The sequence below is a fragment of the Atopomonas hussainii genome (assembly GCF_900109735.1).
In the GTDB taxonomy this organism is placed as follows: domain Bacteria; phylum Pseudomonadota; class Gammaproteobacteria; order Pseudomonadales; family Pseudomonadaceae; genus Atopomonas; species Atopomonas hussainii.
In genome coordinates this window covers 23279-35023 of sequence record NZ_FOAS01000016.1, presented here as the reverse complement: position 1 = coordinate 35023, position 11745 = coordinate 23279, and the positions used below count along the sequence as shown (strand labels likewise).

General features: G+C 60.2%; 11 protein-coding genes. 5 read left to right on the top strand and 6 right to left on the bottom strand.

The window, feature by feature from the left end:
• Positions 1-5: 5 nt before the first annotated feature.
• Positions 6-956, bottom strand: a complete 951-nt coding sequence (locus BMX80_RS15095; RefSeq protein WP_074870093.1) for a 2-hydroxyacid dehydrogenase — start codon at positions 954-956, stop codon at positions 6-8.
• Between the two features lie 79 nt (positions 957-1035).
• Here BMX80_RS15095 and BMX80_RS15090 point away from each other — a divergent pair, with 79 nt between their 5' ends.
• A complete protein-coding gene (locus tag BMX80_RS15090) occupies positions 1036-1683 on the top strand; it encodes a LysE family translocator (protein WP_074870088.1) in 648 nt (215 codons plus the stop codon).
• 40 nt (positions 1684-1723) lie between these two features.
• On the opposite strand, the gene BMX80_RS15085 is transcribed toward BMX80_RS15090, so the two are convergent.
• From BMX80_RS15085 to BMX80_RS15065, 5 genes are all read right to left on the bottom strand, one after another.
• A complete protein-coding gene (locus BMX80_RS15085; protein WP_074870086.1) occupies positions 1724-2956 on the bottom strand; it encodes a diguanylate cyclase in 1233 nt (410 codons plus the stop codon).
• A 9-nt stretch (positions 2957-2965) separates the two neighbouring features.
• Positions 2966-3340, bottom strand: a complete 375-nt coding sequence (gene pcaC, locus BMX80_RS15080) for a 4-carboxymuconolactone decarboxylase (protein ID WP_071872815.1) — start codon at positions 3338-3340, stop codon at positions 2966-2968.
• Between the two features lie 59 nt (positions 3341-3399).
• Positions 3400-4479: a calcium/sodium antiporter gene (locus BMX80_RS15075; RefSeq protein ID WP_074870083.1), complete on the bottom strand. Its 1080-nt coding sequence runs from the start codon at positions 4477-4479 to the stop codon at positions 3400-3402.
• 145 nt (positions 4480-4624) lie between these two features.
• On the bottom strand, positions 4625-6814 hold the full coding sequence (gene katG / locus BMX80_RS15070) for a catalase/peroxidase HPI (RefSeq protein WP_074870080.1): 2190 nt from the start codon (positions 6812-6814) through the stop codon (positions 4625-4627).
• Positions 6815-7029: 215 nt separating this feature from the next.
• Positions 7030-7815, bottom strand: coding sequence for an IclR family transcriptional regulator (locus BMX80_RS15065; protein ID WP_074870078.1), 786 nt, complete (start codon positions 7813-7815; stop codon positions 7030-7032).
• A gap of 326 nt (positions 7816-8141) precedes the next feature.
• Between BMX80_RS15065 and BMX80_RS15060 the strand changes: the two genes are divergently transcribed.
• From BMX80_RS15060 to BMX80_RS15045, 4 genes are read left to right on the top strand one after another with little or no spacing between them, the layout of a single operon-like run.
• Positions 8142-8996, top strand: coding sequence for a DAPG hydrolase family protein (locus BMX80_RS15060; protein WP_074870075.1), 855 nt, complete (start codon positions 8142-8144; stop codon positions 8994-8996).
• Positions 8993-10378: an FAD-binding oxidoreductase gene (locus BMX80_RS15055; protein WP_074870072.1), complete on the top strand. Its 1386-nt coding sequence runs from the start codon at positions 8993-8995 to the stop codon at positions 10376-10378. Before BMX80_RS15060 ends, BMX80_RS15055 begins: the two co-directional genes overlap by 4 nt.
• Before the next feature lie 10 nt (positions 10379-10388).
• Positions 10389-10553, top strand: coding sequence for a DUF1427 family protein (locus BMX80_RS15050; protein ID WP_074870069.1), 165 nt, complete (start codon positions 10389-10391; stop codon positions 10551-10553).
• A 22-nt stretch (positions 10554-10575) separates the two neighbouring features.
• On the top strand, positions 10576-11745 hold the full coding sequence (locus BMX80_RS15045) for a fumarylacetoacetate hydrolase family protein (protein WP_074870066.1): 1170 nt from the start codon (positions 10576-10578) through the stop codon (positions 11743-11745).

The following is an 11745-nucleotide window of genomic DNA, read 5'->3' as shown; positions in this document are numbered from 1 at the left end:
CGAGCTTACACCAAGCGACGCGGTGCTGCGCCGCTGGCAAACCCGGCGGCATTCTCAGCCAACTGTTGCACGATAGTCTGCCGCGCCTGACGACTGCCCCAGGCATTGTGCGGGGTGATGATCAGATTGGGGTGTTGGCAGGCCAACAGCGGATTGCCGTCACGCGGTGGCTCGACGCTCAGCACATCGCAGGCCGCGCCGCCCAAGTGACCGCTGTCTAGCGCGGCGACTAGCGCCTGTTCGTCGACTAGTCCACCGCGCCCGCAGTTGACCAGCAAGGCGCCGCGCGGCAGCAAGGCCAGTTCGTTGGGGCCGATCAGGTGGCGCGTTTGCTCGGTGAGCGGGCAGTGCAGAGTCAGGCAGTCCACCTGCGGCAGCAGTTCGCTGAGCGTTGGCCGGCCTGCTTGTGCGCGGCCCGGCAAAGCGCCGACCAGTACGCGCATGCCAAAGGCTTCGGCCAGACGCCCCACGGCTTGGCCGAGTTCGCCGAAGCCCAAGATGCCGAGGGTTTTACCGGCCAGCTCTTCAATCGGGTGGTCGAGCAAGCAAAAGCTGTTGGCTTGCTGCCAGCGCCCGGCCTGCACGTCGCGCTGATATTGGCTAAAACGGGTGGCCAGATTCAGCAGCAACATCAGGGTGTGCTGGGCCACCGAGCCGGTGCCATAGCCTTGGCAGTTCTGCACGCAAATGCCCTGCGCGCGGGCATAGTCCAGGTCGACATTGTTGCTGCCGGTGGCGCTGATCAGGATCTGCTCGAGGGTTGGCAGCTGAGCCAGTGTGGCGGCGTCGAGAACAACCTTATTAATGATCGCCGTGTGCATGCCTTGCAGGCGTTCGACAACCTGATTGGGCGCGGTGCTGGCGTGGCAGGTGAGGTTGAATTGCGCCTGCAAGGGGGCGAGGTCTAAATCGCCTAAATCGAGGCTGGCCAGATCAAGAAAGGCGGCGTTGGGCATGGTGACTCCGGGGCTTACGCGGTGCAGGGGCATCCCTTAGACTGGGCACAGTAACCACAAGCGCATGGGATGCCAAATCATGTATTGGACAGAATTTTTCACCGTAGCTCTCGTACACCTGCTGGCAGTGGCCAGCCCCGGCCCGGACTTTGCCGTGGTGGTGCGTGAGAGCGTCAGCCAAGGTCGCCGCGCCGGGTTGTTCACCGCGTGGGGTGTGGGCGCTGGCATTCTGGTGCATGTGGCGTACTCGCTGCTGGGTATCGGTTTGATCGTCTCGCAGTCGATCGTCGCCTTTAACGTGCTCAAGTATTTAGCCGCTGCATATTTAGTGTGGATCGGCATCAAGGCGCTGCGCGCTAAGCCCGACCCAGAAGGGCTGAAGATTAAGGCCCATGCCACCCACGAGCTCAGCGCGTGGAAGAGTTTCAGCATTGGCTTTATCACCAACGGCCTAAACCCGAAGGCCACGCTGTTCTTCCTCTCGTTGTTCACCTTAGTGATTAGTCACGAAACCCCGCTGTGGGTGCAGGGCGGTTATGGCCTGTATTTGGCGATAGCCACCGGCGCGTGGTTCACCATGGTGGCGCTGTTGTTCAGCCAGCAGCGGGTGCGCGTCGGGTTTGCCCGCATGGGGCATTGGTTTGATCGGGTGATGGGCGCGGTGCTGGTCGGTTTAGGCGTGCAGTTGGTGTTGAGCGCTGCACGTGCCGAGGTCAGCGCTCACTAAGCGAATAGCGTTTTAGCGCCGTATTGCACGGCGCTGACGCTTAATAGCAGCAACGCCCCCGGCCGCTTTCTTTGGCGTGATATAGCCATTCATCGGCGTCTTTTAACAGGGCGTCGATGTCTTCACCTTGCGCGCTAAGCCCCGCGCTAAACGACAGCTCTGGCACGCCCGTGGGGCCATAGACCAACTGGGCACAGCGTTCGCGCAGATCATCCAGTTCGGCAGCGAGGCTGGCTGGGTTTTGATCGCTGACCAGTAGGGCAAACTCTTCGCCGCCCAAGCGGGCCAGCAGTGAGCCGGTGAAGTTATCTTTCAGTAAGCGAGCAAAGGCTTTCAAAGCTACGTCACCGATATCGTGGCCGAAGTCATCATTGATGCGCTTAAAGTGGTCGATATCCAACATGGCCACACACGGCAGTGTGTTTTGCTCGCGGGCTTTGAGCAGCAGCTCGGGCGCATTGGCAAAGAAGTGCCGCCGATTGAAGAGCCCAGTCAGGCTGTCGCAATGCGCCAGTTGATACAGCTGGCCGATCAGCTCTTGGCGCTCTAGGCAGTGCATTACGCGGATATGAAGTTCTTCGGGGTAGAAGGGCTTGCGCAGAAAATCATCGGCGCCATGCTTGATAAACCGCGCACTGAGAAAACCCTCGCTTTCGGCCGATAAACCAATGATCGATAACTTCTTGCGTTTCTGCTCATGGCGCAGGTGTTTGACCAGCGCGATGCCGTCCATCTCCGGCATGTTGTAGTCGGCAATCAGCAAGCGCGTGTCGGGGTGTTGTTCGAGCAGCTGCAGCGCTTGCTTGCCGTTTTCCGCCTCCAGCAGTTGGTAACGCTGCGCTTTAAGACACTGGCCAATGAACTTGCGGGTTGGGGCTGAGTCGTCGGCGATCAGAATCTTGATATGGGTGTTTTTTTCGAGTCGCCCCAGCAGGTGGAACACATAGTCGTAAGACTGCTGGTTTTCTTTGTAGACGTAGTCCACCACGCCTTTAAGCAGCAGCTCTTCGCGGCGGGATTCGTCCTGCAGGCCCGATAGTACAATGCAGGGCACGCGGTGCTTGAGGATCAGGTCAACCACTTCGCCATTGGGGGCATCGGGCAGGTGCAAGTCGGCCACCGCGGCGACAAAGTGCTCGGCGCTATCGAGCAGAATTTCGGCTTCGGCGGCCGAGGCACAGAACACGGCTTCGTACTCCGGCGTGCGGCGAAACATGTGGCCGAGAATTTTCAGAATGATGGGACTGTCTTCAATAACCAGCACGGCGGCCATGGTGAATCCTTAAACGGCGTATTGCTCAATCACTTCTTGTGCAGCACGGAAGGCATCGATGGACGCCGGCACCCCTGCATATATAGCAGCATGCAGCAGCACTTCGCGGATTTCTTCCTGCGTACAGCCATTGTTCAGCGCGCCACGCACATGGCCTTTGAGTTCTTGCGGGCATTTCAGCGCGGCGAGCATGGCCAAGGTAATCAGCGAGCGGGTTTTGCGGTCTAGTCCCTCGCGGGCCCATACCGTGCCCCAGGCGTTTTCATTCACCAGCTGTTGCAGCGGCGCGGTGAACTCGGTGGTGTTGGCCAAGGCGCGATCGACGAAGGCATCGCCCATCACTTCGCGGCGGATTTGCTCACCTTGTTGGGCACGGTTAGACATCTTGCAGTTCTCCAATAAAAACGGCGCCACAGAGGCGCCGTTAGGTGTGTCTACGGGGCTTAGCGCTGCGTCTGCCACGCGCGTGCGCCAATCACCATTAAGGTGAGGGCGGTTAGCGGCAGCGCGAAGTACAGCATACCTTGTTGGAACAGTTGCAGCTCGCTGGCTTGGTTGGCCTGCAGAATCAAATAGGCGGTGTAGGCCACGTAATACGCCACGAACACGCCACCTTCCCAGCGGTTGAGCTTGTAGCCGTTGAAAAACACCGGCAAGCAGGCCACGGCGATGGCAATCATGATCGGGATATCAAACTGAATCGCGTTGCTGGCGACCGGAATGGCCGACGGCGCCACCAAAGATGCCAAGCCCAGCACGCAGAGAATATTGAAGATATTGCTGCCGACGATATTGCCTACGGCAATGTCGCGCTCGCCTTTAAGGGCCGCCATGATCGAGGTCGCTAGCTCCGGCAGCGAGGTGCCGATGGCGACCACAGTGAGGCCAATCACCAGCTCGGAGAGCCCGAAAATACGTGCCATTTGTACCGCGCCATCGACCAGAAACTGCGAACCGCCGACCAGCATGACTAAACCGGCCACGATGAAGCCGATGTCTTTCAGTACCGCAAAGCGGCCGGTTTCTGCTTGGCCGTATTCTTCGGCAAATTCGTCGTTGTCTTGCTGCGGGCTTTTCTTCGCGCTGATGATCAGAAACAGCGTGTAGCTGACCACGCCGGCAAACAACAAGGCGCCTTCCCAGCGGCTCAGTTGGCCATCGAGGGCGAGCAGGTAAAACAGCACGCTGACGCCAATCATGATGGGCACATCGAGGCGAATCAGCTGGCGTGATACCACTAACGGAGCGACCAGTGCGGTGGCGCCTAAAATCAACAGCACGTTAGCGATATTGCTGCCCACCACATTGCCGATAGCAATGTCGCCACTGCCGGCCCAAGCGGCTTGCACGCTCACGGCCGTTTCCGGCGCGCTGGTGCCGAAGGCCACCACGGTTAAGCCGATAATCAGTGGTGGAATACCAAAGGTGGCGGCCAATTTGGAGGCGCCGCGCACTAAGACTTCTGCGCCAACAACCAATAGCACTAAGCCGGCAATTAACAGTAAGGCAATGGACAACGTCATGTTCAGTGATCTCGGGGTGAGGTTCGCTCATTGTGGAAAGCCGTGCGGGCTTTCTCAAGGTGCAGTTCGTGAGCAAGTATTTCCGCAGCAAAAAAACACCCCGGCACCTTAAGGTGGCCGGGGTGGGTTGGTGTGGCGCTAATGCTTAGTTGAGGTCGAAACGGTCGAGGTTCATTACTTTGTCCCAGGCTTTCACAAAGTCGCGGACAAACTTGGCTTCGTTGCCTTGGCTGGCATACACCTCGGCCACGGCGCGCAGCTCGGAGTTGGAGCCAAATACCAAGTCAGCACGCGTAGCCGTCCACTGCACTTTGCCGCTCTGCCGCTCGACGCCTTCGTACAGGCCTGCGGTGCTGCTAGCGCGCCAATCGGTGCGCATGTCCAACAGGTTGACGAAGAAGGCGTTATTCAGCGCGCCCGGCGTGTGGGTAAGCACGCCGTGTGCGTTGTCTTCGGCATTGGCGCCTAAGGCGCGCAGGCCGCCGATCAGCACGGTCATTTCCGGCGCAGTGAGGGTCAACAGCTGCGCCCGATCGACCAGCCAATGCTCGGCCGGGCCTTGGGCGCGGCTGCTTTGGTAGTTACGGAAACCATCGGCGTGTGGCTCCAGTACGGCAAAGGATTCGACATCGGTTTGCGCTTGGCTGGCATCCACGCGGCCGGGGGTAAACGGCACCTCGATGCTGTGCCCGGCCTGCTGCGCAGCCTGCTCGATGGCTGCGCAGCCGCCCAGCACAATCAAGTCGGCCAGCGATACCTGCACGCCACCTTGGGCGCTTTGGTTGAAGTTGTGCTGAATAACCTCCAGTGCCTTGAGCACTTTGGCTAACTCCGCAGGGCGGTTCACTGCCCAGTCTTTTTGCGGCGCCAGACGAAGGCGAGCGCCGTTAGCGCCGCCACGCATATCCGAGCCACGGAAGGTTGAAGCCGAGGCCCAGGCGGTACGCACTAACTCGGCGGTGCTGAGGCCGCTGGCCAGTACATCGCGCTTTAACTGCGCAATGTCGCTGTCGCCAATCACTTTGCCGCTAACGGCAGGCAGCGGGTCTTGCCAGAGCAGTTCTTCGCTGGGCACTTCTGGGCCTAAATAACGGGCACGCGGGCCCATGTCGCGGTGGGTGAGCTTGAACCAAGCACGGGCGAAGGCATCGGCAAACGCCTGTGGGTCTTGGTGGAAGCGCCGCGAGACTTTCTCGAAGGCCGGATCAAAACGCAGCGACAAGTCGGCGGTGGTCATCATCGGCGGGTGTTTTTTGCTCGCGTCATGCGCATCGGGGATCAAGTGCTCGGGCTTGCAGTCTTTCGGCGTCCACTGATGCGCGCCGGCCGGGCTCTTGGTCAGCTGCCACTCGTAGCCAAACAGCATGTCGAAATAGCCGTTATCCCACTGGGTCGGGTTGGGCTTCCACGCGCCTTCAATGCCGCTGGTGGTGGTATGCACGCCTTTGCCGCTGCCGAGGGCGTTTTTCCAGCCCAGGCCCATTTCTTCCAGCGCGGCGCCTTCGGGTTCGCGTCCCACTAACGCGGGGTCGCCAGCGCCGTGGGCTTTACCGAAGGTGTGCCCGCCGGCCACCAAGGCCACGGTTTCTTCATCGTTCATGCCCATGCGGGCAAAGGTGTCGCGCACATCGTGGCCAGAGGCAACGGGGTCGGGGTTGCCATTCGGGCCTTCCGGGTTCACGTAGATCAAGCCCATCTGCACGGCAGCCAAGGGCGACTCCAGCTCGCGGTCGCCTTGGTAGCGGCTATCGCCGAGCCACGTGGTTTCTTTGCCCCAGTAGATGTCTTCTTCGGGCTCCCAGATATCCGCGCGGCCACCGCCAAAGCCAAACGGCTTAAGGCCCATGGACTCCAGCGCGCAGTTGCCAGCAAGAATCATCAAGTCGCCCCAGCTGATCTGGTCGCCGTACTTTTGCTTGATCGGCCACAACAGGCGGCGCGCTTTGTCGAGGTTGCCGTTATCCGGCCAGCTGTTAATCGGTGCAAAGCGCTGGTTGCCGGTGTTGCCACCGCCACGGCCATCGAAGCTGCGGTAGGTGCCGGCGCTGTGCCACGCCATGCGAATAAACAGGCCGCCGTAGTGGCCCCAGTCGGCCGGCCACCAGTCTTGCGAGTCGGTCATCAGGGCGAGCAGGTCTTGCTTGAGGGCCTGATAGTCGAGCTTCTTGAAGGCTTCGGCATAGCTGAAGGAGGCGTCCATGGGGTTGGACTTAGCCGACTGTTGATGAAGGATCTTCAGGTTCAGCCGCTCTGGCCACCAGTGATCATTGGACTGCGCTTGTGCTGTGGTACGGGCGCCGTGGGCGCTGGCGAAAGGGCATTTGGCTTCAGACATCTCAGGCTCCTTGTTCCTGATGAATAAGAGTTTCGCCTGCTGCGCTAGCGAGTGCCAACAGGTGATGAATACACCTTAGAAGCCGTTGACGCCTTGAACAAAGTAAGGGTTTTTATGGTTTCGATTAATAAAAACTATTGCTTTTGAGAGGTTTGTAATTTTATTTCTATCTAATTGCTGGGCAATCTCTTGCCGTATGGCTGGGCACACAACGCCTAGCGGTATTTGCTCTGCAGGGTTGCCAGTTCCATCGCTAATAAATCGCTTAAATAGGCCTCTTTATCACGAAAGCGCACGCTCGGTACGGGGATGGAAATGGCCACCAGTTCATTACTGGGACTGCGCAGTGCTTTGGCTACTGCGCAAATGCCGAGGGTATTTTCCTCGCGGTCGAAGGCCACACCACGCTCACGAATACGCGACAACTCGTCCAGCAAGGCGTCCCAGTGCGTGATGGTGTTCGCGGTGTAACGCTCAAGGGTGAGCCGCTGACGCATTTTACCTAGGCTGTTTTCATCCATTAGCGCTAAGGCTGCCTTGCCATTGGCGGTGCTATGGAAGGGGAAGGTCACGCCAACCGCCGAGAGTGCAGCTAGGCGATGTGTTCCGGGGATCTGCTCAAGAAACACCATGTTGGTACGGCTGACGATCGATAGATCGACCGTTTCGCCGCAGTGCTTGGCGAGTGTCGCTAGGCAAGGGGCGGCCCACTCGGCAATTGGAAAGTGAGTAGCGGCTCCAAGGCTGATCAATGCCGGCCCCAGTTTAACGCCGTGGCTGGCAGTGGCCGGCAAGACCAAGTTTTCTTTCGCCAGAGCATCCACGATGCGCTGTACCGTTGAGCGGGGCAGGCCAACATCCAAGGCTATCTCCCCTAGTGAAAGGCCTCTGGGGCGCTCCATCAGCACGCGGAGGATTTCAGCCGCACGGGCAATGACCTGAATGCCGCCTTTGCTCGGGCGGCTAACGTCTGCCGGCGGGGGGCTTTGTTGGTTTGACATGGTATCGACGCAACCAGGTGGCAGTGCTCGTGGGGGGACAAGAAGAATGTATAGCAGAGCCGATGCGGTAATTGCGTTGTATTGCATTGCGGTACAGGTGGCTCGATGAGTGGATTACTGTGCGCTGAACTCGGCTGCTCGGCTAAGGCTTAATACGGCTGCAGAGATTGCTCTGGGCCTTTTAGCGCAGGTGCTGTGGCGCAGATGGGGCTGAGTTGATAGTGCGCAGTTGGGTGAATTGCTGCGCTGGCGTTTTCGCCCGGCCCAGGTCGAGCGATGTCCTGATCGAGCGGGGCAAGCATTAAATCGTCGCAAGAGGAATCTCCATGTCACGTGCCCATGCACACCCAGCGTTACATTTGGGTTTTACCGCCAATGAACTGGCGAGCAGCCCTTACGCCCGTTTTTATAATCCTGACTTGGCGCCACTGCCGGAGCATGTCAAAGAAGCGCTGCAGATTGGCGGTCAGGCCTGTGAGCTGTTTCCCCCAGTCGATAAGGTTGGCGGCTTGCAAACGCCGGGTTACTGGCCAGTGGAGACGGGCTATACGGTGGCCCCTGATGGCGCTGTGCGTATCAGCGTGCTAACGCCGATGCCGCGGGTGACGCCGGCCATGTGGGATTGGTGGTTCGCTTGGCACGGGTGCGCCAGTGAACGCTACAAGCTGTGGCACCCGCGTGCCCATGTGGCGGTGGGCTGGGCCGACGGGCGTGCCGATCTGGCTTATGTGGGGCGCACCTCAATGGTGACCGAGTATGTCGGTTCTAGCCTGTTCGAGGTGGCGATCCGCTTCGTGCCCCCCGCCAGTCTTGGGTTTGATGAGCAACGTCTTGCGGCTGATGGCGAGGTGGTTATCTGTGCCCGCGTTGGATTGGCCAAGGTGCCCATTCTTACCGGCTGGTTGGTGCACCATATTCGCCCTGTGCCCGGCGGCGCGGAAATGCGCTCGCGCTTTTGGTTGGGTGGGGACAATGTGCGCCCTGTAGGCATGCCCGGTGTGTTGGGGGGCTTTATTGGGCGCACGGCCTACCGCTTGCAGCCCATCAAGGCCGAGCAGGTCCGTGAGTTGATGGTCCATGATGCGCAGGAGATGAATCACCTGGCCGGGTTTTTGCCAGACCTTTACGCGGCGTTTGGGCCAGGAGCCGTGGCGTCTGCAGAAGGAGGGCTGCGCGTATGAGTCTTCCCAAGCGCAGAACCGGTAAAGGGGTGACTTTGCGTCGTGGCCAGCCCGGTTTCGATGCCGCAGTGCTCGACAGCAGTTTTAATGGGCGGGACCCGGGGCGGCGGCCCGACATTTTGGTTCAGGCCAATAACGTGTTTGAGGTGATTGCTGCGGTTAAGCACGCCGCAGCGCACGACTTGAACATCAGCATCTGCTCGGGCGGTCATAGTTGGAACCAGAACCACCTCCGTGATCGCGGCATGCTGCTGCATCTGGGGTTCATGAGTGCCATTGAGGTCGACGTCGCGGCGCGGCGTGCCATCGTCGAGCCCGGCGCCTGGTGCGGCGACTTAGATGCCCAGTTACGGCGCCACGGCCTGTTCTTTCCAGTCGGGCATGTCGCCGACATTGGCCTAGGTGGTTTTTTGCTGCAGGGCGGCTTCGGCTTTGGCAGTCGCAAGTTCGGCCTAGCCTGTGAAAATGTGCAGGGTGTGGATGTGGTGCTAGCCGATGGCAGTCTGGTGCACGCCAATGCCCAGCAGCACAGCGATCTGTACTGGGCCGCTCGTGGCGCCGGACCGGGATTCTTTGGCGCGGTGGTGCGTTTTCATCTGCAGTTGCATGCGCGGCCCAAGGTGACGGCGATGCAATCGCAAATCTTCGACATGCAGCATCTGGACGAGGTGGTGCGCTGGGCTGATCGCGTCGGGCCAGAGGTCGATAGATCCGTGGAGTTTCAGTTCATCATCACGCGGCAGGTGCCGTTGATGGGCATCTTTCGCCCAGGCATTGGCATCCTCAGTCCGGTGCTGGCCGACAGTTGGCGCGAAGCGCGTGAAGCCACGGCCTTTATTCGCCATAGCCCGTTGCGCCCCTTGGCCGCGCGCACCGCGCCGCTGCTGCCGATGCCGACCACCTGGATGGCCAAGCTCGGCTGGTTCTCCCTGTTTCCTGCCGGATCCCGCTGGTGTGCCGACAATGCCTGGCTTACCGCGCCGGCAGATGACGTCCTGCCAGCCATCCACAAAGTGGTCGAGACCTTGCCGCCAGCGCCGGCGCATGCCCTGTGGCTGAGCTGGTATCCCCCGGCCGAGCGGCAAGACATGGCCTTTGCCCTGGAAAGCAACACCTATTTCGCTTGCTATGGCGAGTGGAAGGAGGCAGCCGGCGACGAGAGCCACCAAACCTGGGCGGGCGACATGATGCGCCTGTTCGAACCGCACAGTCGGGGCATTCAACTGGCAGATGAAAACTTGGGCAAACGCCCTGCCAGGTTCACCACGGATCGTAACTATGTGCGCCTGCAGCAGATTCGCCAAAAGTACGACCCGCAGGGCCTGTTTCGCTCTTGGGCCGGCGTGCTGCCCGAGCAGCAGGCGCAGCAGCTAAGCCCTTAAGTTTGTGTTTATGCAGAGTTACGCAGTGGCACTGGCGGTCGGCCTGTTGGTTGGCCTGATCTACGGGCTCCTCAACGTGCGCTCACCGGCGCCGCCGTTGGTGGCCTTGTTTGGTCTGGGCGGCATCTTGCTGGGCGAGAGCCTGCTGAGTGCCCTGCGTCGATGGTTTTTCTGAGCCTTATTACTGGAGTAGCCCGATGAAACGCACGTTGTACACCCTACTCGCCGTTATTGGTGTCTGGTTCGCCTGCTGGCAGGTAGCCGCGCGCTGGGAGGTCGCACCTGAGACCGCGCCTTCAGCCCGCTCGTCAGGCCCGGCGCTGGATACCTTGGTGATTGCGCCACGCTCTGAAGCACTGACTTTCGCCCGCTTTATGCGGGGCAATGAGCCGCACCTGCTCTTGGTCGATGCCTTTCAGGATGGCCAGGTCAGCGGCCTTGATCTGCACGCCTTGCTACCGGGTTCCCCCGCCGATCCGGTCGCGCTGTTCAACGCCCTAGGCTACGCGGCCTTGCAGCAGTTGCATGGGCCGACGACGCAGGTGGAGGCGGGCACTTTGCTGCTGCCATTTACCGGCACCGACAATCAGGTGGCTGTGGGGGTTAACTACCGCGAGCATGCCGAAGAGACTGCGGTCAGCGACTCTTTCCTGTTTCCCAAGCGCACCACGGCGACCGTGCACAACGCCCCTGTGGCGGCGCGCGAGCACCTGCTGGACTATGAGGTCGAGCTGGGCTTCGTGCTTTTGCAGGACCTGCCAGCTGACACGCCGCCGGATTACCTGGGTCTGGTGCTGGCCAGCGATTACACCGACCGGGCCATGCTGATGCGTCACGTTAATCTGCTGGGTGTGCATTCCGGCGCGGGCTTCACCAGCGGTAAAAGCCATCCGGGCTTCATGCCCGTTGGCAACCTGTTGGTCATTCCTAAGGATTATGAGCAGTTCTATCCAAGCCTGGCGCTGGAGCTGTGGCATAACGGCGAGCAGCGTCAGGTGGCGCGTCCCAGCGAGATGGTTTGGGATATCCAGCGGATCATGGCGCAGACCTTTGCCTGGCAAGAACGCAGCTGGGCGTGGCATGGCGACACGGTGCGCTTGCCCTTTAAGGGTGGCAAGATTCCCGCTCGCACAGTGATTCTTTCTGGTACGCCGGGAGGGGTGATCTACCGCAAGCCGTCGCCACGCCAGCTGTTTCTGGGGGTGTCGGAGTGGGCCTTTTCGTTGAGCTGGCTGCGCCCACAGGCGGTGGTTGAGCCCTTTATTCGCGAAGAATACCGCTCGGGGCGCTACTTGCAGGCAGGGGATCAGGTGGTGATGCGCGCGGACCGGCTCGGCACCGTGAGCAACAGCATAGTGGCCGAGTGA

Coding starts and splice junctions, on each gene's coding strand:
- BMX80_RS15050 (WP_074870069.1), top strand. CDS start 10,389: ATGCAGAGTTACGCAGTGGCACTGGCGGTCGGCCTGTTGGTTGGCCTG.
- BMX80_RS15060 (WP_074870075.1), top strand. CDS start 8,142: ATGTCACGTGCCCATGCACACCCAGCGTTACATTTGGGTTTTACCGCC.
- BMX80_RS15075 (WP_074870083.1), bottom strand. CDS start 4,479: ATGACGTTGTCCATTGCCTTACTGTTAATTGCCGGCTTAGTGCTATTG.
- BMX80_RS15055 (WP_074870072.1), top strand. CDS start 8,993: ATGAGTCTTCCCAAGCGCAGAACCGGTAAAGGGGTGACTTTGCGTCGT.
- BMX80_RS15090 (WP_074870088.1), top strand. CDS start 1,036: ATGTATTGGACAGAATTTTTCACCGTAGCTCTCGTACACCTGCTGGCA.
- katG (WP_074870080.1), bottom strand. CDS start 6,814: ATGTCTGAAGCCAAATGCCCTTTCGCCAGCGCCCACGGCGCCCGTACC.
- pcaC (WP_071872815.1), bottom strand. CDS start 3,340: ATGTCTAACCGTGCCCAACAAGGTGAGCAAATCCGCCGCGAAGTGATG.
- BMX80_RS15085 (WP_074870086.1), bottom strand. CDS start 2,956: ATGGCCGCCGTGCTGGTTATTGAAGACAGTCCCATCATTCTGAAAATT.
- BMX80_RS15045 (WP_074870066.1), top strand. CDS start 10,576: ATGAAACGCACGTTGTACACCCTACTCGCCGTTATTGGTGTCTGGTTC.
- BMX80_RS15065 (WP_074870078.1), bottom strand. CDS start 7,815: ATGTCAAACCAACAAAGCCCCCCGCCGGCAGACGTTAGCCGCCCGAGC.
- BMX80_RS15095 (WP_074870093.1), bottom strand. CDS start 956: ATGCCCAACGCCGCCTTTCTTGATCTGGCCAGCCTCGATTTAGGCGAT.